Origin of the sequence: Streptomyces sp. CB03234 (assembly GCF_001905885.1) — a bacterium.
In the GTDB taxonomy this organism is placed as follows: domain Bacteria; phylum Actinomycetota; class Actinomycetes; order Streptomycetales; family Streptomycetaceae; genus Streptomyces.
Genome location: NZ_LIYH01000003.1, coordinates 271,147 through 297,208 on the forward strand (window position 1 = coordinate 271,147; position 26,062 = coordinate 297,208).

The following is a 26,062-nucleotide window of genomic DNA, read 5'->3' on the forward strand; positions in this document are numbered from 1 at the left end:
TCAGGGGGCGGAGTCCTGCCCGCCCCCGCTCGCGGCCGCCTTGCGCTTCTCGGCGTACGTGACGGCGTGTCCCGACAGCGCCACCAGCAGGGTGGCCAGCAGGGCGGGGACCCAGGGATCACGCACGTACAGCCCGGGGGTGAAGGACTCGACGAACAGGACCGCCAGGAACGTCGTCGCGGCGGAGAGCAGCTCCTCACCGGCGTTCCTGGCGCGGCCGGGAGCGGCCAGGAGACGCAGTCCGGCGCGCAGCGGGTGGATGAACAGGGCGGAGAGCAGACCACAGGGCAGGCAGAGCAGCGCCCCCCACAGCAGTGCGGCTCTGCTCTCCAGCTCCACCAGGGGACGGGCCAGGACGGCGACGACCAGAACACCCAGCAGCACGGCCAGGAGCACCGCTGCCACCACGCCGAGCCCCAGTCCCGTCAGGCCGGCAGCGCTGAGCGCCTTCTGGCGAGGGGACAGGGAGGCCCAGTCGGAGGTGTCTTCCGGGCGCTTGTTCGGTTCCACCGGGGGCTCCTTCCCTTGCGGGTGGTGGTGCGAGGGGGCGGCACCCCAGGAAAGGGGTGCCGCCCGATGACGACGGGTCGGGTCAGAGGGCGACCAGCATGATCGCCCGTGCGATGTCATGGGCCACGTCCGTGGGAATTCCGGCCTTCACCATCGCCACGGTGAGCGCGGTCTCGCTCCATCCTTCGACGTCCTCGATCGCATCGGCGATCTTGTTGCCGTTGCGGGAGATGAAGGCACCGCTCTTCTTGCTCACCTTGCCGATGATTTTCCCGGCCCACACACCTCCGTGGCGCAGACCGGCGACGATGAGTTTGCGGACGATCGTCCCCATTCCCAGAGCCCGCTTGGTCCGCTGGTGGGCGTCGGGATTCTCCAACCGCTGCGCATACCGCTCGAATTCACCGATCAGTGCGGGATCGGCACCGTCGGCCTTCATCCGGGCGATGAGGTCGCGCACGTCGGCGGCGGTCGGCCGCAGCGACTCCGCCGGAACCTCGCTGTGCGCCCGGTACCGTTCCGCCTCGGCCGCCTGGGCCAAGGGCGCGGCGGCCCCGAAGGCGACAGCGGCGAGCGCGGCGGCGGCCGCCATGCGGATGCAATTGTTCTTCACTTGCTGTTTCCCCTTGTTCAGGGGGAAGAGGGCATACGAGCATGCCGACAGGCATCGCGTCTCAACCGCCCGAATCCCAGCGGCCCGCATATCAACGGCGCCCGGATTTCTTCTTCCCCCGGTTGTGTCCCACCCGCCCGGTTGGTCAGGCCCGGGCGGACGGAATCGACGTTAACCCAGGCGCGGTTCATGATCCAAAGCGAGAAGCAGTGAACAAGATCACCCATAGGTGTTGACTACAGCTATCCCGGCGGAAAGGGGAATCAGGGCACCACCACCGTTCGCTGCGCCGAGAAGTCGCCCCACGTGCCGTCCGGCAGTTTGGCGCGGAGCTTGACCGTGTAGCGGGTGCCGGGCCCGTCGGTGACGGTGAAGGTGTACCGCAGCTGGCCGGGCGGGGGCTGGCTGCCCCAGACGATGGTGGTGGCGAACGTCCCGTTGAGGAACAGCTGGTGCTCCCTGACCGGGGCGCCGGTGTCCGGCGGGGTCCAGGTCAGCACGACACTGCCCTTGCGGGCCGTCGCCGTGAGGCCGGTGGGGGCGGTGCTGGGGCCGGAGCCGGGGGCCGGGGCGGTCGTGAGGTCGACCGGCGGGCTGTCGGGCGAGGAGTTGTCCGCGGCGTCGCGGGCTCGGACGGTGAAGGTGTAGACGGTGCCCGGGCGCAGGTTGGCGATACGGGCGGTGGTGGCGGTGCCGGGGACGCTGTGGACACGGGAGTCGGCCTGGTAGACGTCGTAGGCGGTGACACCGACGGAGTCGGTGGCGCGCTCCCAGGTGAGGGTGACTTCCCGACTGCCCCCGACCGTGCCCCGAAGAGCCGTCGGGCGGGTGGGGGGCGTGCCGTCGTCCGGTCTGGACGGGGGCGTCGTGACGGGTACGGCGGCGCCGGGCTCGGACAGATTGCCGGCCGCGTCCCGGGCGCGGACGGTGAAGCTGTACGCGGTCGAGGGCGTCAGGCGCTCGATGTCGACCATGTTCCTGGAAGCGGGCACCACCGCGACCTTCCGGCCCTTGTGGTTCACCTCGTATCCGGTGACCGCCTTGTTGTCCGACGAGCGTTCCCACATGACGTGCACGGAGGTGGCACTGCCGGCCTGGGCGGTGACTCCGGTGGGGGTGGAGGGGCGTTCGGTGTCCTTGGCCTTGGCCTTGTCCGTGTCCGTACCGCCCACGCATGCGGCGAGCAGGAGGGTGGCGGAAACGGTCAACGCGGCGACGGTGAGGGGGCGTTGCACGGTCGGCCTCCACGTACGACAGGGGATTGGTCCAGACCTGTATGCCATACGGGGAGGTAGTCATCAAGGGCCGGGGGCGCGGTCAACGACTGTGCTCGTCGCGGCCCTTGGATCCGGGCAGTCGCCGGCGCGATGGCTTGGCGGTGCGCATCGCCAGGGCCGCCACCTTGGGGTCCGGGTGGTGGTCGGCGAGTGCCTCGAGGACCCTGGCCGCGGTGGGCCGGTCGGCCTGGGTCAGGGCCTGGACGAGGGCGGGGACGCCGCCGGGCCAGGTGGAGGCGGCGGTGTCGAAGGCGTCGGGCAGCGTCCACGTGAGGGCGGTCGTGTCCAGCGCCTCTTGACCCTGCTCGGACGCGGCCTCCACGTACGTGCGCAGGTCGTGGTGCCGGCGGTCCTCCAGCGTTTCCAGGGCCAGCACCGCCCTGGCGCTCGGCGGAACGCGGTCGGCGTCCGCGGGGGTGGCCTCGCCCCGGCCCTCCAGGAGCCGGTGGGCGTGGGCGCCGGTGGCCGGGTGGGTGAGGGCGGCGCGGAGGGCCTCGGCGGGGACGGCGGCGAGGTCGAGGCGGGCGAACACGGTGACGGTCGCGACCTCGTCGAAGTCCGCGCTCTTGGCCGCTTCCACGGCGTCGAGCAGCTCGCTCCAGGCGGTGACGCCCCGTCCGGCCGTCCACCGCGTCAGGGTGTCGACGGCCGTCCGCGTCGGCCAGTCCTGGACGGCGAGGACCAGTTCGGCGGCCTCCCACTCGGAGACGGCCTCGTCGTCGGGTGTCGCGACATGGCCGGCGGCCAGGACGTGGCGCAGCACGGCGCACCCGAGCGGGGTGAGGCCGTACACGTCACCGGCCCGGAAGACGCAGCCCGTCTCGGCCAGCCGGTCGACGACGTCCGCCAGGGCCCGGGCGTGGGCGTCGAGTCCGGCGCGGTCCTCCTCGCTCAGGTCGCTCGCGGAGGGGATGCCCAGGAGCGCGGGGAGCCGGTCCGTGGGCGGCGTCTCGTACGGGCGGTACGACCTGTCCTCCGGGACCGGCACCGGGGCGTCCTCCAGTTCCGGATCGACCGGCAGGCCGCCGTGCTCGGCCGCCTTGCGTACGACGGAGTCGGCGGTGCCGCCCCGCTCGTACAGCGCGTAGAGCAGGTGCGCGGCGTCCTGGGCGTACTCGGAGTCGGTGCTGGAGCCGATGTCGTCGACGACGGCGGCCAGGACGTCCGCGGCGAGCTCGGTCATCTCCTCCGGGGTCCCGTCGGTCCAGACGGTGGCCGCCGGGCCGGTGAAGCAGCGCTCGGCGATCTCGCGCGGGGCGTCGGCGGAGCCCGCCGCGAGGGCGGAGGGCAGCGGGGCGGCGTGCAGCAGTGCCCTGATCTCGTCGGGGGCCGGCAGTGCGGGCGGCGGCGGGAGGGGGCGGCCCGGGTCGCCGTAGTAGTCGAGGTGTTCGCCCAGCAGCCGGTCCGCGAGGGCGAAGTGGGGGATCGACTCGGGGCTGGGCGCCAGGGCGGCGTGCGGGCCGTCCGGTTCGGCGAGCGCGTCGCTGAGGCCGGCGGCCGTCCAGCGGTCGCTGAGCGCGGCGCCGATCCGCTCCAGCTCGGCGGGGAGCGCCTCGTCGGGACGGTCGGCGTCCAGCGGTGCCCCGGCCAGCAGCGGGCCGGCCGGGGAGGGCTCCTCGACGTCGCGGGCGAACGCGGCCAGCAGCACCTCGCCCAGCTGGACGCGGACCGCGAAGGTGCGGGCGGCGACGTCGGAGCGGTGCAGGGGTGCGGGCAGCGCGGGGCGCTCGGCCCGCGGTGTGTTCTCGTGGGCGGCGAGCCATGCCCGTACCGCGTCGGGGTCGTCGGCGTCGACGCCGTCGGCGCGCAGCAGGGAGGCGTACCAGCGCGGCCAGGTCAGGTTCCACGGATCGGCCATGGCCCGGCGGAACTCCGGCACCGCCTCGTCGATCGCGGCGAGCAGCCGGGCGTGGCGCTTGGCGTTCAGCCGGCCGGACGCCCGGGCGCGGTCGGCGAGCGCGGTGAGGACCTCGGGGACGGCGTCGACCTCCTGCGGGGTGCCCCACAGCAGGACGGGCAGGTCCTCGTGCAGCACGGGGCTCAGCAGCCGCGCGGTCGGCTCGGGCACACCGGTCCTACGGTCGGCCCCGCGCAGGGCGAGCAGCGTCAGGACGGCGTCCGCGGTACGCGCGGGGAGGGGGGCTTCGCCGCGGGCCTCGCGTTCCTCGTCCGCCCGACCCAGGAAGTCGTCGAGTCCGGTGTTCAGCGCAGGTGTACGGATCACGGTCACTCGGGGAGCGTATGGGCCCCGCGCGGGTCGGCGCCGCTCGCGCACGGGGCGGATAGCCCAATCAGGCGATGCCGGTCCGGACGCCGTTGTCAGTGGCGTGCGCTTCACTGGATCCATCACTCTCCGTGACGATTGATGGGGGAATCATGGCGGAGCGTTTGACGTATCTGACGTTCACCGGGCTGCGGCGGCGCGGGTGGACGGACGCGATGGTGCGGCAGCTGCTGGGCGAGCCGGACGTGCAGGGGCGCGACCCGCGGCGGTGGTCGGTCGCCCCGGTACGGCTGTACCTGCTGGCGCGGGTGGAGGCGGTGGAGCGGACACCCGAGTTCGCGGCCTGCTCGGCCGCGGCGGGGCGGAGCGCGGCGGCTGCGCGGGCGGGCGCGGAGCGGCGCCGTCAGGCGGTGCTCGCCACGATCCGGGCGGAGCCGATCCGGGTGCCGGTGCTGCCACAGGCGGAGCTGGAACGGCGTGCGGTGCGGCACCGACGGCTGCTGGGTGGAGGACCTGCGCCGGCCCCGGGGCCGGGGGCTCCAGGGTCGGGGGCGCCGGGGTCGGGGGCGCCGGGGTCGGGGGCACCAGCGCCGGGGGTTCCAGGGTCGGGGGCTCCGGGGGCGGGGGCTCCAGGGGCGGGGGCTCCAGGGGCGGGGGCTCCAGGCCCGGGGGCTCCAAGGGCGGGGGGCGGTGCGGCGGGGGTTCCAGGGGCGCGGGGCGGTGCGGCGGGGGCCGGGCCCGCGGGGGCGTTGGTGCGCTGGCAGGTGGACTATCTGTGCCATGTGCTGCGCCGGTACGACGCGCTGCTGGACGGGCTGTTCGCGGCGACCGGGCGGGCGGAGGCCGAGCGGCTGCTGCGGAGGCGGGTGTACGAGGCGATCGCGCGGGCGTATCCACGGCTGGCGGCCGAGTGCGCGCGGAGGACGCGGTGAGGGGGACGATGAGTTTCCGGGCCGGTGGCGGTCTGCCCACACATGGACGCACACACGGAGACAGTCATGCTCGATCTGGGACCCGCGACCCGCCGGGTGGCGAAGCTGCTGGACGGGGTCGCCGACGACCGGCTCGATGCCCCGACGCCATGCCCCGAATACGCCGTACGGGAGCTGCTGGCCCATCTGGTGGGACTCGCGGTCGCCTTCCGGGACGCCGGGAGGAAGGACTTCGGGCCCACCACGGACACGGATCCCCAGGCAGGCCTGCCGGTGCTCGGTGACGACTGGCGCACCGCGCTCCCCCGCCGGCTCGACGAGCTGGCCGACGCCTGGCGGGCCCAGGGGGCCTGGGAGGGCACCACCAGGGCGGGTGGTGTCACCCTGCCGGGCGAGGTGGCGGGCATGGTCGCGCTGAACGAGGTGCTGATCCACGGCTGGGACCTGGCGCGGGCGACCGGCCAGGAGTACGCGCCGGACCAGGCGTCCCTGGAGGCTTCGTACGCCCTGCTGGCCCCCACCGCGGACGACCCGGACCAGCGGGGCCCGTTCGGCCCGCCGGTCCCGGTGCCGGACGACGCGCCCCTGCTCGACCGGGTGATCGGCCTCAGCGGCCGCTGCCCCGACTGGCGCCCGGGGAGGTGAGGGTGCGCGTACCCCGGGAGGGGCATGCCCGCGGCCCATGACGCGCCGTGCTCGCCCCCGCTGGTACCTCTGTGCCCTGGGCGGTACGCGATGCCCGACACCGGCGTGGCCGGGCGCGGTTCCGGTGCGTCCGGGGCATCGGACGCGACGGGCGGCGTGATGCCCCCACGGCAGCGGGGCGTGTACGGCACCCGCCGGTGCCGTACACGCCCCCTGTCGACACTGGGTCGGATCGGTTCGTCAGTGCACCGGCGCCGTCTTGGTGGCTCGGGTTTCGGAGATCTCCTCGCCCGGTTCCATCGGGGCGGTGACCTCGTCGGCGTCGCGGCCGCCGTTGCCCAGGTGGTTGAAGACCAGGTTCAGCAGGACGGCGGCGACACAACCGGTGGAGATGCCGGAGTCCAGGATGATCTTCGCCGTCTCCGGGAAGGCGTGGTAGAACTCCGGCGCCGTGATCGGGATGATGCCGACGGCCAGCGAGACGGCCACGATCAGGACGTTGTTGTCCTTCTCCAGGCCGGCCTTGACCAGGGTCTGGATGCCGCTGGCCGCGACCGAGCCGAAGAGGACGACGCCCGCGCCGCCCAGTACCGGGCGCGGTACGACGGAGATCAGCGAGGCGGCCACCGGGGAGAGGCCCATCAGGACCAGGAAGCCGCCGCCGCAGGCGACCACGAACCGGCTGCGGATCTTGGTCATGGCGACGAGACCGATGTTCTGGGCGAAGGCGCTGCACATGAAGCCGTTGAACAGCGGGCTGATCGCCGAGCCGAGGGTGTCGGCACGCAGGCCTGCCGCGATGGTCTTCTCGTCGGCCGGCCGCTCGACGATCTCACCGAGCGCCAGCATGTCGGCGGTCGACTCGGTCATCGACACGAGCATCACCACGCACATGGAGATGATCGCGGCGAGGGCGAACTGCGGGGCGCCGAAGTGGAACGGCGTCGGGAAGCCGACGATGTCCGCCTCGGTGACCGGGCTGAAGTCGGTGACGCCGAAGGGTATGGCGATCAGCGTGCCCAGCACCAGGCCGATCAGTACGGCGATCTGCTTGACGAACCCCCGGGTGAACCGCCGTAGCACCAGGACCAGGACGAGTGTGATCCCGGCCAGGGTGAGATAGGTGGTCGAACCGTAGTCCTTGGCCGCCGGGTTGGGGCCTTGGGCCCAGCCGAAGGCGACCGGCAGCAGGGAGACACCGATCAGGGTGATGACGGTGCCGGTGACGACCGGCGGGAAGAACCGGACGAGCTTGCTGAAGTACGGAGCGGCGATGAAACCCAGCAGTCCGGCGACGATGATCGCGCCGAAGATGACCGGGAGGGCGTCCGCCTTGTCCTCGGTGGTGTCGATGATGGCGAGCATCGGGGCGACACCGGCGAAGGTGACGCCGTTGACGAACGGCAGCCTGGCGCCGATCTTCCAGATGCCGAGGGTCTGCAGGAAGGTGGCGAGGCCCGCGGTGAACAGGCTCGCGCCGGTGAGGAAGGTCAGTTCGGTCCCGGAGAGCCCTACGGCGGCTCCGACGATCAGGGGCGGGGCCACCACGCCCGCGTACATCGCGGCCACGTGCTGGAGGCCGCTGGTGAACATCTTGAAGGGCGGGAGCCTCTCGTCGACCGGATGTTTCCGGTCCGCCGGGGCGGCTCCTGCGTCGGTGGCGGTGGCGTCTTCGTCGTTGCGAAACCTGGGCTTGGCGGCCACGTGGGTTCCTCCGGTCGGTTACACGTGCTCGGGGACGTGGGTTTCAGGGAGGTGTTGCAGGTACTGCGCCCAACGCGTGTCGCTGTGGGGGACCGGACACGCTTCACTTCACCGTTCCGGGGGGTGCTGTACCTCATTGCGGTACGGCACCCCCCGGTCCGGCTGCCATGGACCCCGCTCGGGTCCACGGCGACCGGTCGAGGGCCGTCCCCCTCGACCGGACTTCGTGGATCGCCCACCCGCGTCGGACGCGGGCGGCGATGTGCGCCCCAGGGGGTCAGCCCTGGGCGGCGATACGGGCGAGGCGCTGGGCCTCGTCCCGGGTGGATCGTGCGATGGCGTCCTCGTCGACGGTCAGCAGGCGGCTGTTCTCCACGATCTGCTTGCCGTTGACGAACGAGGCCGTGACCGGCGCGGCCGCGCCGAAGACGAGAGCGGTCACCGGGTCGGCGATGGAGGCGTGGGCGAGCGTGTCCAGCTTCCACAGCACCAGGTCGGCGAGCTTGCCGACCTCCAGGGACCCGATCTGCGAGGCCCGGCCCAGGACCTGGGCGCCCCCGTACGTACCGAGGCGCAGCGCCTGGCGGGCGTTGAGGGCGGCCTCGCGGTGCACCGGGTTGAGGCGGTTGATGAGCAGCGCGTTGCGCAGCTCGGTGTGGAGCTCGCCGGACTCGTTGGAGGCGGTGCCGTCGACGCCGAGGCCGACCGGCACGCCGGCCTTGAGCATGTCGGGTACGCGGGCGATGCCGGCGGCGAGGCGGGCGTTGGAGGAGGGGCAGTGGGCGACACCGGTCTTCGTCCGGGCGAAGGCGGCGATGTCGGAGTCGTTCATGTGGACGCAGTGCGCCATCCACACGTCCTCGCCGAGCCAGCCGGTCGACTCGAAGTAGTCGGTCGGGCCCATGCCGAACAGTTCCTTGCAGAACTGCTCCTCCTCCACGGTCTCCGAGCCGTGGGTGTGCAGCCGCACGCCGAGGCGGCGGGCCAGCTCGGCACCCTGCCGGAGCAGTTCGGTGGAGACGGAGAACGGCGAGCAGGGCGCGACGGCGACCTGCGTCATGGCGTCGAAGGAGGCGTCGTGGTGCTTCTTGACGGTCTCCTCGGTGGCGGCGAGGGCGCCGTCGAGGGTCTCGACGGCGAAGTCCGGCGGCAGGCCGCCGTCCTTCTCGCTGCGGTCCATGGAGCCACGGGCCAGGGTGAAGCGGACGCCCATCTCGGAGGCGGCCTTGATGATGGCGCCGGACAGGTCGCCGGAGTCCTTCGGGTACACGTAGTGGTGGTCCATGGCGGTGGTGACGCCGCCGCGGGCCATCATTCCGAGGGAGCCCTGGGCCGCCGCGTACCCCATCTGCTCGTCGATGCGCGCCCACGTCGGGTAGAGGGCGACGAGCCAGTTGAAGAGGTTGTGGTCGGTGGCCAGGCCACGGGTGATCCACTGGTAGAAGTGGTGGTGCGTGTTGACCAGGCCGGGGGTGACCAGGTGGCCGGTGGCGTCGACGCGCCGTACGACGTTCGTCAGGCCCTCGGGGGCCTTGCCTGCTCCGACGGACTCAATCCTGTTGTCCGCGATGACGACGTGACCCGAGGCGTACTCGGTGTCGTTGGCGTCGACGGTCGCGATGGCGCAGTTCTCGATCACGATGCGCTGGGGAGCGCTCTGGGCTGCCGAAGGTGCCATGGTGCTTCCTTCTTCTTTCAGTGGCAGTGGCGGTGGGGGCACGGCAGGACCCTAGGAGGATTTGAGTGCCGGGACCGGGTGACGGCGCCGGGTGCCGAGATGGTGGAAGAACAGGTTGAGCAGGACCGCGACGAGCGCTCCGGCGCTGATCCCGGAGCCCAGGACGGTCTGTGCCCAGGCCGGGAAGTGTGCGTAGAAAGTGGGCGCGGCGAGCGGGATGATCCCCGCGCCGAGTGCGACGGCCACCAGGATGATGTTGGAGCTGTCGTCGAGTCCGGCCTCGGAGAGCGTACGGATGCCGCTGACCGCGATCGAGCCGAACAGGACGATACCGGCGCCGCCGAGGACGGGCATCGGGACGAGCGAGACGACCGCGCCGAGGACCGGGAAGAGCCCGAGGACCAGGAGCGCGCCGCCGGCGACCGCGACGACGTAGCGGCTGCGCACCCGGGTGAGGGAGACGACGCCGACGTTCTGGGCGAAGGCCGAGGTGGGGAACCCGCCGAAGACGGGGCCGATCAGGGTGGCGATGCCGTCCGTACGCAGACCACGGGTGATGGTCCTTCCGTCGGTGCGGCGTTCGCAGATCTCGCCGAGGGCGAGCATTCCGGCGCTGGACTCGGTCATCAGCACCAGCATCACGATGCACAGGGAGAGGATCGCGGCGGGCTGGAACTCGGGCGCGCCGAAGGCGAACGGCGAGGGCAGGGCGGCGACGGGGGCCTCGCGGAGGGTGGCGAAGTCGGCCATCCCGAAGGGGATCGCGGCGAGCGTGCCGAGGAACAGGCCCAGCAGCAGGGCGATCTGCTTGACGAAGCCCTTGCCGAAGCGCTGGAAGAGCAGGATCACGACGAGCGTGAAGGCGGCGAGCGCCAGGTACTTCATGGCACCGAAGTCGGCGGCGTGCTCGTCCCCGCCCTGGGCCCAGCTCACCGGTACGGGCATCAGGGTCACCCCGATGAGGGTGATGACGACGCCGGTGACCAGGGGCGGGAAGAAGCGGAGGAGGCGGCCGAAGAAGGGACCGACGGCGAGGCAGAACACTCCGGCGACCATGACGGCGCCGTAGATGGCGGGCAGTTGGTGGCCGGGGGCGCTGGTCTCGGCGATGGCGAGCATCGGCGCGATTCCGGCGGAGGAGGCGGCGTTGACGAACGGCAGCCGGTTTCCGGCGACGTTCGTGACGCCGATGGTCTGGAGGATGGTGGCGAGGCCGGCGATGAGCAGGCTCGCCGCGATGAGCCGGGTCATTCCGGCGGCGTCCAGGCCGACGGCCTGGCCGATGATGAGCGGAGGGGTGACGACGCCCGCGTACATGGCGGCGATGTGCTGGAGTGCGGCGGGGACGAGCCGCGAGAAGGGGAGCTTTTCGTCCACCGGGTGACACACCGCGGGGCGGGGCTGCGCGGGGCGGTCCGCCGCGGGCCGGTTCGCCGGGGGGCGGTTCGCCGCGGGCCGGTTCGCCGCGGGCCGGTTCGCCGCCGTACGCTCCGCCGGGTTGTGCTCCGCCGCGGCGCGGGGCTGCGCGGGGCGTTCCGCCGTCGGGGCGGAGGCGGGTGCGGTCGTGGTCTCCGGTGGGGTGGAACACGGGCCTTCTGGTGCCGGCCCTGTTGCAGGCTGTGCCATTGCTGGTCCCTCCGGTCCGGTGTCGCCCCGCCCGACTGCGGGCGGGCGGGGCGGCACCGGGCTGGCGTCAGAGGTTGGTCATGTCGACCGGGATCTTCGGCTCCACACCGTCACGCAGGATGGTGGCCTCGATGAGGCCGTACGGACGGTCCGCCGCGAAGTAGACCTCGTTGTCGTTCTTCAGCCCGAACGGCTCGAGGTCGACCAGGAAGTGGTGCTTGTTCGGGAGCGAGAAGCGGACCTCGTCGATCTCCGAACGGCTGTTGATGATCCGCGAACCCATCTGGTACAGGGTCTGCTGGAGCGACAGCGAGTAGGTCTCCGCGAAGGCCTCGAGCATGTGCCTCTTGGTCTGCTCGTAGGACTTCTCCCAGTTGGGCATCCGCTGCTCGTCGTCGGTCCAGTTGAACCGCCAGCGGCCGGAGACCTGGGTCGCCAGGATGCGGTCGTACGCCTCCTGGAGCGTCGTGTACTTGTCCTTGATGTAGCCCCAGAACTCCGAGTTGGTGGAGTTCATGACGACCAGGTCCTTCAGACCGGAGATGACCTGCCAGTTCTCACCGTCGTAGGTGATCTCGGTGAGGCGGGTCTCCTGGCCCTTGCGGATGAAGGAGTGCTTGACCTCGTCCGCGCCGATGAACTTCGAGTTGGCCTCGGAGGTCTCGATGCGCTCCCAGGCGTACTCCTCGATGCGGATGCGCGCCCGGTGGATCGGCTCCTGCGACGTCACGAAGTGACGCGCCAGGTGGATGCCGAACTGCTCGGCGGACTCGATGCCGTACTCCTTGGCGAACGCGTACACCGTGTTCTTGGTGGTGTCGGTCGGAAGGCAGTTGGCGTTGGAGCCGGTGAGGTGGACGTCCGACATGTCGCCGGAGAGGGCGACCGAGACGTTCAGGTCCTTGATGTGGTGGGTGTCGCCGTCCCGCGTGATCTTGACGACGCGGTTCTCTGCTTTGCCGTACTGGTTCTGGCCGAGAATCGTGGGCATGTGTCTGCTAGCTCCCTCGGTAAACGGAGTAGCCGAACGGGTTGAGCAGCAGCGGTACGTGGTAGTGCTCGCCCGGCACGACGGCGAACGTGATCGCCACCTCCGGGAAGAACGCGCCGCTGTCCCTTACGCGGGGGGCGTCCTGCTGCGCCTCGGCTTGCTTCTTGTCGAAGTACGCCTCGGTCTCGAAGTCGAGACGTACGTGGGTGGTGCCTTCCGGCAGGGCCGGCAGGTCCTTGCAACGCCCGTCCGCGTCGGTCGCCGAGCCGCCGAGCGCCACCCACTGTGCGCCGGACCCGCTGCGGGCCGACAGGGAGATGGCGACGCCCTCGGCGGGGCGGCCGATGCTGGTGTCCAGGATGTGCGTGGACACCGATGCGGTGGTTTCCGTGCTCATGCGGCGTTCTCTTCCTCTACGAGGCGGGTCAGGCGGATGCGGTTGATCTTGCCCAGTTCGGCGCGGACGATCTCCCGCTCCTGCTCGGGCGAGTTCTCGATCCGCTCGCGCACCGCGTCGCGCATCTGCTCGCCGGTCCTGCCGGTGGCGCAGATGAGGAAGACGTGGCCGAACTTCTCCTGGTACGCCAGGTTCAGTTCGAGCATTTCCGCCTTGAGGTCCTCGGAGGCACCGGCCATCCCGCTCTGTTCGCGGGAGGAGGTCGGGTCACCGGGCTTCGGGCGGCCGATCGGCGGGTGCCCCGCCATCGCCTCGGCCAGGTCTTCCGCCGTCAGTTCGGCCATGGCGGCGTCACTGGCGAGAAGGAGGGCCTCGGTGGTGGCGTACGGGCGCTGGGCGAGCAGCTTGCTCCCCCACGCCGAGCTGGCACACACCTCGTGCAGGGCGGCGAGCGCGTCGCTGTCCGCGGAGGTGTTGAACCGGGCGAGGCCCGGTGTCGTACTCGAAGTCACGGGAGCCTCCGTGGCTGTTTTTCCTGTGCTTGGACGGGCTGCGGATAGCTAACGCCCTCGCCCAACGCTCCGTCAACACTTTGTTGAAACTTCGGTGACACAAAAGCCGCCGTCCCGACATCTGGACGGCGGCCTTCGACACACAGTCATCACTTACTCACTCTTCGCGGCATTTTCCCTGTTCAGGTAGTTGTAGACGGTGAACCGGCTGACCCCGAGCGCACCCGCGACGGTCTCGACGCCATGGCGGACGGAGAAGGCGCCGCGCGCCTCCAGGGTCCGTACGACGGCCTGCTTCGTCTTGCGGTCCAGCTCGGCGAGCGGCTTCCCGTGCCGTCGTTCCATCGCCACCAGGATGTGATCCAGCGAGTCGGCGAGCTGTGGCAGCCGTACGGCGAGGACGTCCTCGCCCTCCCAGGCGAGGACGACGTCGTCGGCCGTGGCCTGCTCCGGTCCCAGTATCTGGGCGCCCATCGCGTCCACCAGCGGCTTCACCGCGGTGACCAGGGGGTGATCTCCCGGCTCGGTCACTTCTCGTCCTCCCCTGCCGCCGGGCTGCCCCCGGTCTCGCCGATCACGTTGACCTGCAGCGACACCCGGGTGGCACCCGCGCCCAGGGCCTGGCGGAGGAGGGCGTCGACCGCGGTGAGCACCGCGTCCGCGCCGCCTTCGGCCGTGTTGCCGAACGGGCCCACGTCCACGGCGTCCAGATCGGCCGCCTGGATGACCTCACGGGCCACGACCGCGTGGGCGGGTGCCTCGTCCAGGTCGAAGGGCTCTGTCGTGAACTCCACTCTCAGTCGCTGCATGCCCCCACGGTATGCAATCGCGGCACGCGCGTGCGACGGACGGGGGCTACTGGCCCGTAGAGGAGGTGACAGGACGGTCGCACAGGTCGGCAGGGAGGGCGTACGCCATGAAAGCAGCGCACAGGGGCAGGGCGGTCCGGGGAACGGTGGCCGCCGCGGCGGCGATGGCGGCGCTGACCGCGTCGCAGGCACCGGGGGCCTCCGCGTCGGCCTCCGCCTCGGCGGCTCGGGACGAGGCCGCGGCCGCGCCGGGGGCGAGCGTCTCCGGCGACTCGCCGTACCGTACGGAACTGCCGCCGCTGCGAACGCCGGGCGCGGCGGAGAAGGGCCGTGGCGCGTCGTCGCGAGGCCACGCCGTGCGGGGCGGCGGCACCCTGCCCGCCACCGTGTTCGCGGCGTACCGGCAGGCGGAGGAGCGGCTGGCGGACAGCGCGCCCGGCTGCCGCCTGCGGTGGCAACTGCTGGCCGCGATCGGCCAGGTGGAGTCGGGGCACGCGCGCGGCGGCCGGGTGGGCGCGGACGGCACGACCCTGGCGCCGATCCTCGGACCACGTCTGGACGGCAACGGGTTCGCGCTGATCAGGGACACGGACGGGGGCGCGTACGACGGGGACGCGGTGTACGACCGGGCCGTCGGGCCCATGCAGTTCATCCCCTCGACCTGGGCGGTGTGGGGCGCCGACGCCAACGGGGACGGCGTCGCGGACCCCGGCAACGTCCACGACGCGGCGCTCGCGGCGGGGCGTTACCTGTGCGCCGGCGGGCGGGACCTCTCCGACCCGTACGACCTGGACCGGGCGATCCTCGGCTACAACCACTCGACCGCCTACCTGCGCACGGTCAGGGCCTGGTTCGCGTACTTCCTGGAGGGCCACCTGGTGGTTCCGGATCCGGGGGCGGAGGGGCGGCCGGGGGTCTCGCCGTCGAAGGCGCCCGCCGAGCCGGCCGGCGCGGGGGATGACGGCCGCGGTACGGCGCCCTCCCCGGCGCCGTCGCGGAAGCCGGCGCCCACGCCCACTGCCACGCCCAGGCCCTCGGAGCCGTCGCCCTCCCCTTCGGCGTCGGGCTCGCCGGCGCGGCCGCCGTCGGGCGGGCCGGCCGTGCCGTCGGAACCTGTGGTTCCGGTTCCGGATGCCGTGGACGTCCTCCCTGGTGGGCCCGTGGGCAACGGTAAGGACTCGATGGTGGCCGCCCCCTCCACAACTCCGGATACCGGGCGGTAATGTCGCGTCCCGCCGGGCGGCAGGGACCGGCGGGTGAGCGCGAAGGGGCCCTCATGGCTACGGACATGCATGCACCGTCGGACGACGACCGGTGGCAGCGGGCGTGGAGCCACCGCGAGCAGCTGCTCAAGGTGGCCCGTCGCAGGTCCATGAGCCAGGAGGACGCCGAGGACGCCGTGCACGAGGCGATGCTGCGGGCCGCCGAGCAGCCCCACCTCGACGACGAGCGCCTCGGCGCCTGGCTGACGACGGTGACCATGCGGCTGTGCGTCGACCGCCACCGCCAGGTCCGCCGCGAGGCCGACCCCGGCCGGGCCGCCGCGCTCGTCCCGCCCGGCCCGGCGCCGGTCGACGAGGTGGTCTGCGACCGGGCCGAGGCGACGTGGCTGGCCCGGCGGAGCGGGGAGCTGCCCGCGCGGCAGGCGGAGGCGCTGTGGCTCAAGTCCGAGGACCTGGACGTCGGGCAGGTCGCCCGGAAAATGGGCCTCAGCTACCGCACGGTCGAGTCACTGCTGGCCCGCGCCCGCCGTACGCTGCGCAACTCCCTGGCGGCCACGCTCGGCCTGGTCCTGTGGCTGTGCGGGCGCGGCCGGCCGCGCGGGGTCGGCAACGCGCACGTGGTGGCCGCGGCCTCGACGGCGGCGACCTTGGCCGTCGCGGGGTTCGTCGCGCCGTACGCCCACGACTGGTCCCAGGACCGGCCCGCGTCCGCGCCGGCCACGTCCGGGGCGGCGGACGTACGCCCCGGTGACGGCGCGCACCCGCCGGTGTCGTCCGCCCCGGTGACCTCGGAGCGGCCGGCCCCGGCCTCGGCCCCGGGGAGCGGCGCCCCGTCCACGGGCCCGAGCCCGCTCCTCACGGAACCCGCGCTTCCGGTGTTGCCGCTGCCGCTGCCGCCGCTGCCCGACGCGGAGGTTCCGGAGGTTCCGGAGGTCCCGCCGGTTCCCGAGGTCCCGGCACTTCCGGCGGTCTCGGACGTACCCGAGGTCGCGGGCGTCCCGGAGGTTCCGGACGTGCCGAAGGTCCCGAAGGTCCCGGACATCGCGGACGTCCCGGAGGTCGCGGACGTCCCGGAGGCTCCGGATGTGCCGGAGACGCCCGATACGCCCGAGGTGCCGACTCCCTGACCGCCCGGCGGCCATGCCCGGTTCGTGGGGGGCGTGGCCCCTCCGGGCTCACCTCCTCGAGGCCGGCGGCCTTGGGTACGACGCTTGGGAGCCGTTACGGAGCCGCCGACCTCTGCGGGGGCGACCCTGCACGGCCCCGCCCCGGCCGGATGCCGGGTGCGGGTGGTTGGGGGGCTGGCGGCACGGACGCGGCCCGGTCGGTGCGGGTCGGTGTCGCTGGGGTTTCGCTCCGGAAAAATTTTCGGTTTCCGTGCGACGGACCGCCCGTCCCTCCCCGTAGAGCAGATGTCGGAGCTGCTCCACGGCTGAAGGGTGAACCGGATGGGTGTCGAGATCTGTGTGGAAGGACTGACCAAGTCCTTCGGCCACCAGGTCATCTGGCAGGACGTCTCACTGACGCTGCCCGCCGGGGAGATCTCGGTCATGCTCGGCCCCTCGGGCACGGGCAAGTCGGTGTTCCTCAAGACGCTCGTCGGGCTGCTGAAGCCGGACCGGGGGTCGATCGTGATCGCGGGCCGCGATATCACCGAGTTGCGCGAGCACGACCTGTACGAGGTGCGCAAGCTCTTCGGTGTGCTGTTTCAGGACGGCGCGCTGTTCGGGTCCATGAACCTGTACGACAACATCGCCTTCCCGCTGCGCGAGCACACGCGCAAACCGGAGAGCGAGGTCCGCCGGATCGTCCTCGAGAAGATGGACATGGTCGGGCTGATCGGCGCCGAGGAGAAGCTGCCCGGCGAGATATCCGGCGGCATGCGCAAACGGGCCGGGCTGGCCCGGGCGCTGGTCCTCGATCCGGAGATCATCCTGTTCGACGAGCCGGACTCGGGCCTGGACCCGGTGCGCGTGGCCTATCTGAACCAGCTCATCGTGGATCTCAATGCGCAGATCGACGCCACGTTTCTGATCGTCACGCACGACATCGCCTCCGCCCGCCAGGTGCCGGACAACATCGGGCTGCTGTTCCGGCGTGAGCTGGTGATGTTCGGGCCTCGGGAGAAGCTGCTGACCAGCGACGAGCCTGTCGTACGGCAGTTCCTGAACGGGCGCATGCAGGGGCCCATCGGCATGGCGGAGGAGAAGGACGCCGGCCAGGTCGCGCAGGAGCTGGCCGGGATCGACGACTCCCAGGGAAGCCTGCCCATGACTCCCCGGCTGCTGCCGAGCGCCGGGATCACTCGGCCGGCCCGCTGGGAAGCGATCGCCGAACGCGAGGAGGCGACCGCCAAGTGAGCCTCTCCCCCATCGGCGCCCTGCGGCAGACCGGCAGCCTGTTCGCGATGGCCCTGGACGTGCTGCGCACGCTCCCGAGGCGGCCGTTCCAGGTGCGCGAGTTCATCCAGCAGGCGTGGTTCATCGCGAGCGTGACGATCCTGCCGACCGCTCTGGTGTCGATTCCCTTCGGCGCCGTCATCGCGTTGCAGATCGGCAGCCTGACCCGGCAGTTGGGCGCCCAGTCGTTCTCGGGTGCGGCCTCGGTGCTGGCGGTGCTGCGGGAGGCGTCGCCCATCGTCACCGCGCTGCTGATCGCGGGCGCCGGCGGCACCGCGATCTGCGCGGACCTCGGGGCGCGCAAGATCCGCGAGGAGATCGACGCCATGCAGGTGCTGGGCATCGATCCCATTCACCGGCTGGTGGTGCCCAGGGTCCTCGCCTCGATGCTGGTGGCCGTGCTGCTCAACGGGCTGGTGTCGGTGGTGGGCGTCGCGGGGGGCTATTTCTTCAACGTCGTCCTCCAGAACGGCACGCCCGGCGCGTATCTCGCCTCCTTCACCTCCTTGGCCCAGATCTCCGATCTGTGGGCGGCGGAGCTGAAGGCGCTGGTGTTCGGCGCGATCTCGGCGATCGTCGCCTCGTACAAGGGACTGACAGCGAAGGGCGGGCCCAAGGGCGTGGGCGACGCCGTGAACCAGTCCGTGGTGATCACTTTCATGTTGCTGTTCGTGACGAACTTCGTGATGACCGCCGTGTACTTCCAAGTCGTTCCGCAGAGGGGTTGACGACGCATGGCTCTGTTGCACCGCCTGGAGGAGCTGGGCGCCCAACTCGTCTTCTACGGCCGCTCCTTGGCCTGGACCGGGCGCACCCTGCGCCGTTACAAGAAGGAGGTCCTGCGGCTGCTGGCCGAGGTGAGCTTCGGCCGCGGCGCGCTCGCGGTGGTCGGTGGCACGGTCGGCGTGATCGCGTTTCTGTCCTTTTTCACCGGGACCGAGGTGGGTCTTCAGGGATACGCGGCGCTCAATCAGCTCGGTACGTCGAACTTCGTGGCGTTCCTGTCGGCGTACTTCAACACCCGTGAGATCGCCCCGCTGGTGGCGGGGCTGGCGCTGTCCGCGACCGTCGGGGCCGGGTTCACCGCCCAGCTCGGCGCGATGCGGATCAGCGAGGAGACGGACGCGCTGGAAGTGATGGGTGTGCCGTCGCTGCCGTTCCTGGTCACCACGCGGATGATCGCCGGTTTCGTGGCGGTGATCCCGCTGTACGTGGTGGGCCTGCTGTCCTCGTACTTCGCCGCCCGGACCATCACGACCGGCTACTACGGCCAGTCGGCGGGCACGTACGACCACTACTTCCAGCAGTACCTGCCACCGGTGGACGTGCTGTGGTCCTTCGGCAAGGTGATCGTCTTCGCCGTCGTGATCATCCTGGTGCACTGCTACTACGGCTACTACGCGAGCGGCGGCCCGGCCGGTGTCGGTGTCGCGGTGGGCCGGGGCGTGCGGACGTCCATCGTCGCCATCAACGTCCTGGACTTCTTCCTCAGCCTGGCGATCTGGGGCGCCAGCACGACCGTACGGATTGCGGGGTAGGGGCCATATGCGTACACGTATCAGACTCCGGGTGTACGGGGTCGTCTTCGTGGCTGTTCTCGCCCTGCTGCTGTCCCTGTCCGTGGCTGTCTACCAGCAGGTGTTCACCTCCGTCGTACGGATCACGCTGGAGGCCGGCACGCTCGGCAACCAGCTGGAGCCGCGGGCCGACGTCAAGCTGCGCGGGCTGCTGGTCGGCGAGGTGCGCGAGGTGCGGGCCGACGGCGAGAAGGCCACCCTCGACATCGCGCTCAAGCCGGAGCACGTCTCCCGCATCCCGGCCGACGTACGGGCGCGGCTGCTGCCCAAGACGCTGTTCGGCGAGAAGTACGTCGACCTGGTGGCCACGGCCGGTTCGACGGCGCGGCCCATCCGGGAGGGGGACGTCATCACGCAGGACCGCACCCGGGTCGGCATGGAGGTGCAGCAGCTGATGAACGACCTCCTGCCGCTGCTGCGGACGGTGAAGCCCGCCGAACTCAACGCCACGCTCTCCGCGTTCGCCACCGCCCTGGAGGGCCGGGGCGACCGGATCGGCGACAACCTCGTACGCGTCGAGGACTACCTGAGCCGGCTGAACCCGCACATGCCGTCCATCAAGGAGAACATCTCCCGGTTCGCCGATGTGGCGGAGGTGTACGGGGACGCCGCGCCGGATCTGATGAAGATCCTGCGCAACACCATCACCACCAGCCGCACCCTCGTCGAGAAGCAGGACCAGCTGGCCGCCCTGTTCACCTCCACGGCGACCATGGCCGGCACCGCGGAAACCTTCCTGGACGACAACGGCGAGCGGCTCATCACCCTGGGCCGTGTCTCCCGCCCCACGCTGGCGCTGTTCGCCCGGTACGCGCCGGAGTACCCGTGCCTGCTCAAGGGCCTGGTGAGGCAGGAGGCCGCGGCGGAAGAGACCTTCAGAGGCGGAAAAATGCGCATCACCCTGGAAATCGTCCGCCCCCGCCCGGGCTACGAGCCCGGCGAGGAGCCGCGCTACCGCGAGCGGTCGGGGCCGAACTGCCGGGGGCTTCCCGGCCCCGGCGTCCCGGCCGGGCACACCAAGCTGGACGACGGCACGCGTGACGTGCAGGCCGGCGGCGGCCCCGTCGCGCACCAGTCGTCCGCCACGGCGGCCGAGCAGCGGGCCGTGGGCTCGCTCGTAGCGCCCGTCATGGGCGTACCGGCCGACGAGGTTCCGGCGGTGGCGACGCTGCTGTTCGGACCGATGGCCCGGGGGACGGCGGTGAGCGTCGCATGAGCCGTACGAAGAGCGCGCGGAGCACGGCGGCACCGCTGGTCAAGTTCGGTGTCTTCGCGGTGGTGACGGTCCTGGCGACCACGCTGCTCGCGGCGACCATCGTGAGCATCTCGTTCACGCCCGAGCACACCTACAAGGCCGTGTTCAGCGATGTGACGAGCCTGGAGGAGGGCGACGACATCCGGGTGGCGGGCGTGCGGGTCGGCGAGGTGGAAGAGATCGCCATCAGGGACCGGACGCTGGCGGAGGTGACGTTCACGGTCGCCGAGGACCGGCCCTTGCTCGCCGGTACCGGCGCCGTCATCCGCTACCGCAGCCTGGTGGGGCAGCGGTACATCGCGCTGACGGAGGGCGCGGGCGACGGTACGCGGATGCCGCCCGGCGGGACGATCCCGCTGTCCCGTACGCAGCCGGCGCTGGACCTGAACGCCCTGCTGAACGGGTTCAAGCCGCTGTTCGCGGCGCTCAGCCCCAAGGACGTCAACCAGCTCGCCACCGAGATCATCAAGACGCTCCAGGGCGAGGGCGGCACGGTCAACAGCCTCCTCGCGCACACGGCCTCCCTCACCACCACCCTCGCGGACCGGGACCAGCTGATCGGCTCGGTGATCGACAACCTCAACACCACCCTGGCGACGCTCGACGAGCGCGGTGCCCGTTTCTCGGGGCTGATCCAGCAGCTCCAGCGGGTGATCTCGGGGCTGTCGGCGGACCGCAAGCCCATCGGCGAGTCGCTGGTGAACATCAACAACCTGACGGAGGCCACGTCGGGGCTGCTGGAGGACGCCCGTCCGCCGCTCAAGGCCGACATCGCGGAGCTGACCGAGCTCACCGGAACGCTGAACAAGAACGAGAAGACCGTGGAGGGTGTGCTGAAGCGGCTGCCGAACAAGCTCAACAAGCTGACGAGAACCGCCTCGTACGGCTCCTGGTTCAACTTCTACCTCTGCGACTTCGACGGCCGCATCGTGCTGCCGAAGACCAAGGAAGTCATCACCCCCGAGCTTCACGTCGCCCGGGCGAGGTGCGCATGATCCCCTTCCGGGACCGGAACCCGGTCACCATCGGTGCCGCCGGCCTCACGGTGCTGGCGCTGCTGACCGCCGCGGCGTTCAACGCCGACAGCCTGCCGCTGATCGGCGACGGCGAGACGTACAGCGCGGCCTTCTCCGAGGCGGGCGGGCTGAAGCCCGGCGACGAGGTGCGGATCGCCGGGGTGAAGGTCGGCAAGGTCGACGAGGTGGACCTCGACGGCGACCACGTCAAGGTGGTCTTCCGGGTCAAGGGCGACCCGGCGTTCGGTACGAGGACGGGCGCGGCGATCCGCATCAAGACGATCCTGGGCGCCAAGTACCTGGCGCTGGAGCCGAAGGGCCCGGGGCAGCTGGAGCCGGGCAGTGAGATCCCGCTGAACCGGACGACACCCGCGTACGACGTCGTGGCGGCCTTCAGCGACCTGACCACGACGACCGAGCAGGTCGACACCGAGCGGCTGGCGACGGCGCTGGACACCATCTCGACGACCTTCGAGGACTCCCCAGCCGAGGTGCGGGCCTCCATCCAGGGCCTGTCGCGGATCTCCCGTACGGTCGCCTCCCGCGACCAGGCGCTGCGGGAACTCCTCGCCCACGCCCGGGGCGTCAGCGGGGTGCTCGCCGAGCGGTCGGGCGAGTTCTCCCGGTTGGTCAAGGACGGCGACAAGCTGTTCACCGAGATCGCGAACCGGCGGGCGGCGATCCACGCCCTGCTCAAGAGCTCGGCGGCGCTGGGGATCCAGCTGTCCGGCCTCGTCAAGGACAACAGCGAGGAGATCGGCCCGGCGCTCAAGGGCCTCAACCAGGTGGTGGCGATGCTGGAGCGCAACCAGGCGAGCCTCGACCGCTCGATCAAGCTGATGGCCCCGTACGTCCGGGTCTTCACCAACACCCTCGGCAACGGCCGCTGGTTCGACAGCTACATCCAGAACATGGTCGCCGCCCCGGTGGTCCCGCGCACGGGAGGTACGTCGTGAAAGCACCAGGAGTGAAGGTGCGCCGGGCGGTCGCCACCGCCGTCGCCCTCGCGGTCGTCGCCACGGGAGCCGTGGTGCTGTGGCCCGAGTCGGAGCCGGTCCGGGTGACGGCGTACTTCCCGCGCACGGTCGGGATCTACCCCGGCTCCGACGTGCGGGTGCTGGGCGTGCGGATCGGCGAGGTCAAGGAGATCACCCCGCTGGGCGAGCGGGTGCGGGTGGTGCTGGAGTACGACGCCGGCCGCAAGGTCCCGGCGGACGCCAAGGCGGCCATCATCAACTCGTCGGTCGTCAGTGACCGTTACGTCCAGCTGCTGCCCGTGTACCGCAAGGGCCCGGCGCTGGGTGACGGGGACGTCATCCCGGAGGAGAGGACGGCCGTGCCGGTCGAGCTGGACCGGGTCTTCGACAGCCTGCACACCACGTCGGAGGCGCTCGGCCCGCGCGGCGCGAACAAGGAGGGGTCGCTGGCCCGGCTGCTGGGCGTGAGCGCGGACAACCTCGAAGGGCAGGGCGAGAACCTGCACCGGACGGTGGAGGACCTGTCCCTGGCCGTGACGACGCTCGCCGACGGGCGGCAGGACCTGTTCGGGACCGTGCGCAACCTCCAGGTGTTCACGGCGGCGCTGGCCGCCGACGACAAGAGCGTCCGGTCCTTCAACGACAGCCTGGCGAAGGTGGCCGACCAGCTCGCCGCCGAGCGCAAGGACCTGGCGGCCGCGCTGAGGCACCTGGGCGTGGCGCTGGCGGACGTGTCCGAGTTCGTACGGAACAACAAGAAGTCCCTGTCGACGAACGTGGAGGGGCTCGCCGAGGTCACCAAGGTGCTGGTGACGCAGCGTGCCGCGCTGGCGGAGGTGCTGGAGGTGGCCCCGGCCGGGCTGTCGAACCTCCAGAACGCCTACAACCCGTCCTCCGGGACCCTCGACACCCGCAACAACCCCGATCAGCCGCAGGATCCGGCCTCCTTGCTGTGCTCGCTGCTCAGTACGACGGGCGAGGCGAAGGCGGCGGACTGCAAGGAGCTGAAGAAGCTGTTCGATTCCCTTCCGGAGCTGGGGTCGCCGCCGGGGGCTCCGGCCGCCGGGGCCGGCCCGGTGGACCGGACGCTGGGCGGAATCCTGGAGGAGGACGTATGAGGGCCCTCCGTGTGACCGCGGTGGTGTGGTCGGCGGCCGGTTCGCTGCTGCTGACGGGCTGCGACTTCGACGGCCTGTACGACATCGGCCTGCCGGGCGGCGCGGCGGCCGACGGCAACGCGTACCGGGTGACGGTCGAGTTCCGGGACGTCCTGGACCTGGTGCCGCAGTCCGCGGTGAAGGTGAACCACGTGACCGTGGGCGCGGTGGAGAAGGTGGAGCTGGACGGCTGGCACGCGCGCGTGCGGCTGCGGATCGCCGACGACGTGAAGCTGCCGGGCAACGCGGTCGCCGAGCTGCGGCAGACCAGCATGCTCGGGGAGAAGTACGTGGCGCTGTCGGCGCCCGTGGACGCGGCGCCGGCCGGGCGGCTGAAGGACGGGGCGCGGATCCCGCTGTCGCGCAGCGGCCGCAACCCGGAGATCGAGGAGGTGCTGTCGGCGCTGTCCGCCCTGCTCAACGGCGGTGGCGTCGCCCAGCTGAAGACGATCACCACGGAGCTCAACAAGGCCCTGGAGGGCCGGGAGAACCGGGTGAAGTCGCTGCTGGGCGAGCTGGACACCTTCATCGGCGGGCTCGACTCGCAGCGTACGGAGATCGTCCGCGCGCTGAACGGCATCGACCGGCTCTCCAAGCGGCTGGCGGCGGAGAAGAAGACCATCGCGGCCGCCGTCGACACCGTACCGCCGGCGCTGAAGGTGCTGGCCGACCAGCGGCGCAAGCTGACGGCGATGCTCACCTCCCTGTCGGCGCTGAGCACGACCGGTACGAAGGTGATCAACGCGTCGCGGGACGACGTGGTCGCCAATCTGCGCGCCCTGCGGCCGGTCCTGGAGCAGCTGAACAAGGCGGGCGACGACCTGCCGAACGCGCTGGAGCTGCTGACGACGTATCCGTTCCCGCGCAATGTGGTGGGCGCGATCAAGGGCGACTACGTCAACCTCAAGGTGACCGCCGATCTGGACCTGGCGAGCATCTACGGCAACCTCCGCGACGAGCCGCCGGCCAAGCCCGGGGCCCCGGCGCTTCCCGGTGTGCCGGAGGCGCCCGGGCTGCCGGAGGTGCCGGAGGTCCCCGGCGTGCCGGAGGCCCCGGGAGTCCCCGAGGCCCCGGACGTCCCGGGCGCACCGGATCCGGCTCCGCTGCCGCCGGCTCCTTCGCGGCCCTCGGACGACGGCGATCCGCTCTGCCCGCCGGTGTGCACCGTCGGCCATGCCTCGTACGGGGACGGCGACGGTTTCCCGCCCGGCACCGACCGCTCCCTCGCGGAGCTGATGCTGAAGGGGATGCTGCTGTGATCACCCGTACGGTCAAGGCGCAGCTCCTCGCCTTCGCCACCGTGACGGCGGTGGGCGTGTCGTACGTCGGCGCCGAGTACACCGGGCTGGCCGACGCCCTGTTCGACCGCGGCTACACCGTGAACGCGGACTTCGCCGACTCCGGAGGTGTCTTCCAGGGCGCCGAGGTCACCTACCGCGGTGTGCCGGTGGGCCGGGTCGGCGAGCTGCGGCTGACGGACCGCGACGGGGTGACGGTCGTCCTGGACATCGAGGACGGGGCGCGCATCCCGGCGGACACGCTGGCGGTGGTGGCGAACCGGTCGGCGGTGGGTGAGCAGTACGTCGACCTCCAGCCGCGCGGGTCGGGCGGCCCCTACCTGCGCGACGGCTCCACGATCGCCCGCCGGGACACACGGGTGCCGCTGCCCGCGACGGATCTGATCGTGAGCCTGGACCGGCTGGTGAACTCGGTCGGCAAGGACGATCTGCGGATCACGGTGGACGAGCTGGGCAAGGCCTTCGCCGGCACCGGTCCGGAGCTGAGCCGGCTGGTGGACTCGGGGAACCTGCTCGTGGAGTCGGCGTCCGACTCGCTGCCCCAGACGATCTCGCTGATCGAGGACTCGCGGACGGTCCTGAAGACCCAGGCCGACAAGGGTTCGGCGATCAGGTCCTTCTCGAGCGACCTGGCCGCGCTCACGGCTCAGCTGAAGTCGAGCGACGGCGACATCCGGCGGCTGATCGACGCGGGGGCGCCCGCCGCCCAGGAGGTGAACTCGCTGCTGACGACCACCCGGCCGCACCTGCCGGTGCTGCTCGGCAATCTGATCAGCGGCGGCCAGATCACGGTGGCCCGGCTGCCGGGGGTGGAGCAGGCCCTGGTCACCTTCCCGGTGGTGGTGGCGGGCAGCTACACCGTGATCCCCGGTGACGGCACCACCCACTTCGGGCTGGTCGCCGGCCAGGACGACCCGCCGCCGTGCCGGCAGGGGTACGGGACGCAGCGCCGCGACCCGGCCGACACCGCCGAGCGGCCGGCCAACACCGACGCGCGCTGCTCGGCCCCGCGCGGCGCCGGCACCTCCGTACGCGGCGCGCAGAACGCCCCCGGCCCGTCGGGGGGCTCCCGTGGCGGCGGTGGGGCCGGCCCGGCCGCGTACGTCACGCCGTACGACCCGGAGACGGGCACGGCGGCCGGGCCGGGCGGAAGGCTCGTCGAGATCGGCTCGACGGGCGGCGAACAGAGTGTGTTCGGAAAGGACTCGTGGCAATGGCTGCTCGTCGGACCTATGGCATGAG

25 protein-coding genes are annotated in these 26,062 nt (G+C 71.6%); 13 read left to right on the top strand and 12 right to left on the bottom strand.

Annotated elements, in window-relative coordinates; all coding sequences use genetic code 11:
- The 4 genes from AMK26_RS14445 to AMK26_RS38345 form a co-directional block, all read right to left on the bottom strand.
- A complete protein-coding gene (locus AMK26_RS14445; RefSeq protein WP_107420948.1) occupies positions 1 to 510 on the bottom strand; it encodes a hypothetical protein in 510 nt (169 codons plus the stop codon).
- Positions 511 to 592: 82 nt separating this feature from the next.
- On the bottom strand, positions 593 to 1,123 hold the full coding sequence (locus tag AMK26_RS14450) for a hypothetical protein (RefSeq protein WP_241837894.1): 531 nt from the start codon (positions 1,121 to 1,123) through the stop codon (positions 593 to 595).
- Positions 1,124 to 1,386: 263 nt separating this feature from the next.
- Positions 1,387 to 2,358: a fibronectin type III domain-containing protein gene (locus AMK26_RS14455; protein ID WP_073755025.1), complete on the bottom strand. Its 972-nt coding sequence runs from the start codon at positions 2,356 to 2,358 to the stop codon at positions 1,387 to 1,389.
- A gap of 82 nt (positions 2,359 to 2,440) precedes the next feature.
- The gene (locus AMK26_RS38345) at positions 2,441 to 4,630 is read right to left on the bottom strand and encodes a hypothetical protein (RefSeq protein ID WP_274536116.1); all 2,190 of its coding nucleotides are present in this window, start codon (positions 4,628 to 4,630) and stop codon (positions 2,441 to 2,443) included.
- A gap of 746 nt (positions 4,631 to 5,376) precedes the next feature.
- Between AMK26_RS38345 and AMK26_RS14470 the strand changes: the two genes are divergently transcribed.
- Both AMK26_RS14470 and AMK26_RS14475 read left to right on the top strand, forming a co-directional pair.
- Entirely contained in the window at positions 5,377 to 5,556 is a 180-nt protein-coding gene (locus AMK26_RS14470; protein WP_241837895.1) for a hypothetical protein, read from the top strand.
- A 66-nt stretch (positions 5,557 to 5,622) separates the two neighbouring features.
- The gene (locus AMK26_RS14475; RefSeq protein ID WP_073755511.1) at positions 5,623 to 6,201 is read left to right on the top strand and encodes a TIGR03086 family metal-binding protein; all 579 of its coding nucleotides are present in this window, start codon (positions 5,623 to 5,625) and stop codon (positions 6,199 to 6,201) included.
- 240 nt (positions 6,202 to 6,441) lie between these two features.
- Here AMK26_RS14475 and AMK26_RS14480 read toward each other — a convergent pair whose 3' ends face one another.
- From AMK26_RS14480 to AMK26_RS14515, 8 genes are all read right to left on the bottom strand, one after another.
- Entirely contained in the window at positions 6,442 to 7,905 is a 1,464-nt protein-coding gene (locus AMK26_RS14480) for a nucleobase:cation symporter-2 family protein (protein WP_073755026.1), read from the bottom strand.
- Positions 7,906 to 8,182: 277 nt separating this feature from the next.
- On the bottom strand, positions 8,183 to 9,583 hold the full coding sequence (locus AMK26_RS14485; RefSeq protein WP_073755027.1) for an 8-oxoguanine deaminase: 1,401 nt from the start codon (positions 9,581 to 9,583) through the stop codon (positions 8,183 to 8,185).
- Positions 9,584 to 9,634: 51 nt separating this feature from the next.
- Positions 9,635 to 10,972, bottom strand: coding sequence for a nucleobase:cation symporter-2 family protein (locus AMK26_RS14490; RefSeq protein ID WP_073755028.1), 1,338 nt, complete (start codon positions 10,970 to 10,972; stop codon positions 9,635 to 9,637).
- 304 nt (positions 10,973 to 11,276) lie between these two features.
- Positions 11,277 to 12,200, bottom strand: coding sequence for a factor-independent urate hydroxylase (pucL, locus tag AMK26_RS14495; protein ID WP_073755029.1), 924 nt, complete (start codon positions 12,198 to 12,200; stop codon positions 11,277 to 11,279).
- A gap of 7 nt (positions 12,201 to 12,207) precedes the next feature.
- Positions 12,208 to 12,597: a hydroxyisourate hydrolase gene (gene uraH / locus AMK26_RS14500; protein ID WP_073755030.1), complete on the bottom strand. Its 390-nt coding sequence runs from the start codon at positions 12,595 to 12,597 to the stop codon at positions 12,208 to 12,210.
- Complete coding sequence (uraD, locus tag AMK26_RS14505; RefSeq protein WP_073755031.1) at positions 12,594 to 13,109, bottom strand: 2-oxo-4-hydroxy-4-carboxy-5-ureidoimidazoline decarboxylase; 516 nt, start codon at positions 13,107 to 13,109, stop codon at positions 12,594 to 12,596. The genes uraH and uraD overlap by 4 nt, the downstream gene beginning before the upstream one ends.
- A 153-nt stretch (positions 13,110 to 13,262) precedes the next feature.
- On the bottom strand, positions 13,263 to 13,640 hold the full coding sequence (locus AMK26_RS14510; protein WP_073755032.1) for a helix-turn-helix domain-containing protein: 378 nt from the start codon (positions 13,638 to 13,640) through the stop codon (positions 13,263 to 13,265).
- Positions 13,637 to 13,918 (bottom strand): hypothetical protein, encoded by a 282-nt coding sequence (locus AMK26_RS14515; protein WP_073755033.1) that lies wholly within the window; start codon positions 13,916 to 13,918, stop codon positions 13,637 to 13,639. Before AMK26_RS14515 ends, AMK26_RS14510 begins: the two co-directional genes overlap by 4 nt.
- 107 nt (positions 13,919 to 14,025) lie before the next feature.
- Between AMK26_RS14515 and AMK26_RS14520 the strand changes: the two genes are divergently transcribed.
- The 11 genes from AMK26_RS14520 to AMK26_RS14570 all read left to right on the top strand — a co-directional run bounded on the left by AMK26_RS14520 (position 14,026) and on the right by AMK26_RS14570 (position 26,061).
- Positions 14,026 to 15,141: a lytic transglycosylase domain-containing protein gene (locus AMK26_RS14520; protein ID WP_073755034.1), complete on the top strand. Its 1,116-nt coding sequence runs from the start codon at positions 14,026 to 14,028 to the stop codon at positions 15,139 to 15,141.
- Positions 15,142 to 15,194: 53 nt separating this feature from the next.
- A complete protein-coding gene (locus AMK26_RS14525) occupies positions 15,195 to 16,268 on the top strand; it encodes an RNA polymerase sigma factor (protein ID WP_073755035.1) in 1,074 nt (357 codons plus the stop codon).
- 321 nt (positions 16,269 to 16,589) lie between these two features.
- Positions 16,590 to 17,501, top strand: coding sequence for an ABC transporter ATP-binding protein (locus AMK26_RS14530; protein WP_073755036.1), 912 nt, complete (start codon positions 16,590 to 16,592; stop codon positions 17,499 to 17,501).
- Entirely contained in the window at positions 17,498 to 18,268 is a 771-nt protein-coding gene (locus AMK26_RS14535; RefSeq protein WP_073755037.1) for an MlaE family ABC transporter permease, read from the top strand. Before AMK26_RS14530 ends, AMK26_RS14535 begins: the two co-directional genes overlap by 4 nt.
- Positions 18,269 to 18,274: 6 nt before the next feature.
- Entirely contained in the window at positions 18,275 to 19,078 is an 804-nt protein-coding gene (locus AMK26_RS14540; RefSeq protein WP_019890370.1) for an MlaE family ABC transporter permease, read from the top strand.
- A gap of 7 nt (positions 19,079 to 19,085) precedes the next feature.
- Positions 19,086 to 20,333 carry an MCE family protein gene (locus tag AMK26_RS14545; protein ID WP_073755038.1) on the top strand — a complete coding sequence of 416 codons (1,248 nt, stop codon included), beginning with the start codon at positions 19,086 to 19,088 and terminating at the stop codon, positions 20,331 to 20,333.
- The gene (locus tag AMK26_RS14550; RefSeq protein ID WP_073755039.1) at positions 20,330 to 21,367 is read left to right on the top strand and encodes an MCE family protein; all 1,038 of its coding nucleotides are present in this window, start codon (positions 20,330 to 20,332) and stop codon (positions 21,365 to 21,367) included. The genes AMK26_RS14545 and AMK26_RS14550 overlap by 4 nt, the downstream gene beginning before the upstream one ends.
- Positions 21,364 to 22,344, top strand: coding sequence for an MCE family protein (locus tag AMK26_RS14555; protein ID WP_073755040.1), 981 nt, complete (start codon positions 21,364 to 21,366; stop codon positions 22,342 to 22,344). The genes AMK26_RS14550 and AMK26_RS14555 overlap by 4 nt, the downstream gene beginning before the upstream one ends.
- Positions 22,341 to 23,483: an MCE family protein gene (locus AMK26_RS14560; protein WP_241837896.1), complete on the top strand. Its 1,143-nt coding sequence runs from the start codon at positions 22,341 to 22,343 to the stop codon at positions 23,481 to 23,483. Before AMK26_RS14555 ends, AMK26_RS14560 begins: the two co-directional genes overlap by 4 nt.
- Positions 23,480 to 24,781, top strand: coding sequence for an MCE family protein (locus tag AMK26_RS14565; RefSeq protein ID WP_073755041.1), 1,302 nt, complete (start codon positions 23,480 to 23,482; stop codon positions 24,779 to 24,781). Before AMK26_RS14560 ends, AMK26_RS14565 begins: the two co-directional genes overlap by 4 nt.
- The gene (locus AMK26_RS14570) at positions 24,778 to 26,061 is read left to right on the top strand and encodes an MCE family protein (protein WP_073755042.1); all 1,284 of its coding nucleotides are present in this window, start codon (positions 24,778 to 24,780) and stop codon (positions 26,059 to 26,061) included. Before AMK26_RS14565 ends, AMK26_RS14570 begins: the two co-directional genes overlap by 4 nt.
- The last annotated feature ends 1 nt before the right edge of the window (position 26,062 follow it).

Bases quoted from the DNA above. Each gene is read 5' to 3' on its own strand.
- AMK26_RS14475 (WP_073755511.1), top strand. From the start codon at position 5,623: ATGCTCGATCTGGGACCCGCGACCCGCCGGGTGGCGAAGCTGCTGGAC.
- AMK26_RS14485 (WP_073755027.1), bottom strand. From the start codon at position 9,583: ATGGCACCTTCGGCAGCCCAGAGCGCTCCCCAGCGCATCGTGATCGAG.
- pucL (WP_073755029.1), bottom strand. From the start codon at position 12,200: ATGCCCACGATTCTCGGCCAGAACCAGTACGGCAAAGCAGAGAACCGC.
- uraH (WP_073755030.1), bottom strand. From the start codon at position 12,597: ATGAGCACGGAAACCACCGCATCGGTGTCCACGCACATCCTGGACACC.
- AMK26_RS14515 (WP_073755033.1), bottom strand. From the start codon at position 13,918: ATGCAGCGACTGAGAGTGGAGTTCACGACAGAGCCCTTCGACCTGGAC.
- AMK26_RS14520 (WP_073755034.1), top strand. From the start codon at position 14,026: ATGAAAGCAGCGCACAGGGGCAGGGCGGTCCGGGGAACGGTGGCCGCC.
- AMK26_RS14525 (WP_073755035.1), top strand. From the start codon at position 15,195: ATGGCTACGGACATGCATGCACCGTCGGACGACGACCGGTGGCAGCGG.
- AMK26_RS14530 (WP_073755036.1), top strand. From the start codon at position 16,590: ATGGGTGTCGAGATCTGTGTGGAAGGACTGACCAAGTCCTTCGGCCAC.
- AMK26_RS14540 (WP_019890370.1), top strand. From the start codon at position 18,275: ATGGCTCTGTTGCACCGCCTGGAGGAGCTGGGCGCCCAACTCGTCTTC.
- AMK26_RS14545 (WP_073755038.1), top strand. From the start codon at position 19,086: ATGCGTACACGTATCAGACTCCGGGTGTACGGGGTCGTCTTCGTGGCT.
- AMK26_RS14550 (WP_073755039.1), top strand. From the start codon at position 20,330: ATGAGCCGTACGAAGAGCGCGCGGAGCACGGCGGCACCGCTGGTCAAG.
- AMK26_RS14555 (WP_073755040.1), top strand. From the start codon at position 21,364: ATGATCCCCTTCCGGGACCGGAACCCGGTCACCATCGGTGCCGCCGGC.
- AMK26_RS14565 (WP_073755041.1), top strand. From the start codon at position 23,480: ATGAGGGCCCTCCGTGTGACCGCGGTGGTGTGGTCGGCGGCCGGTTCG.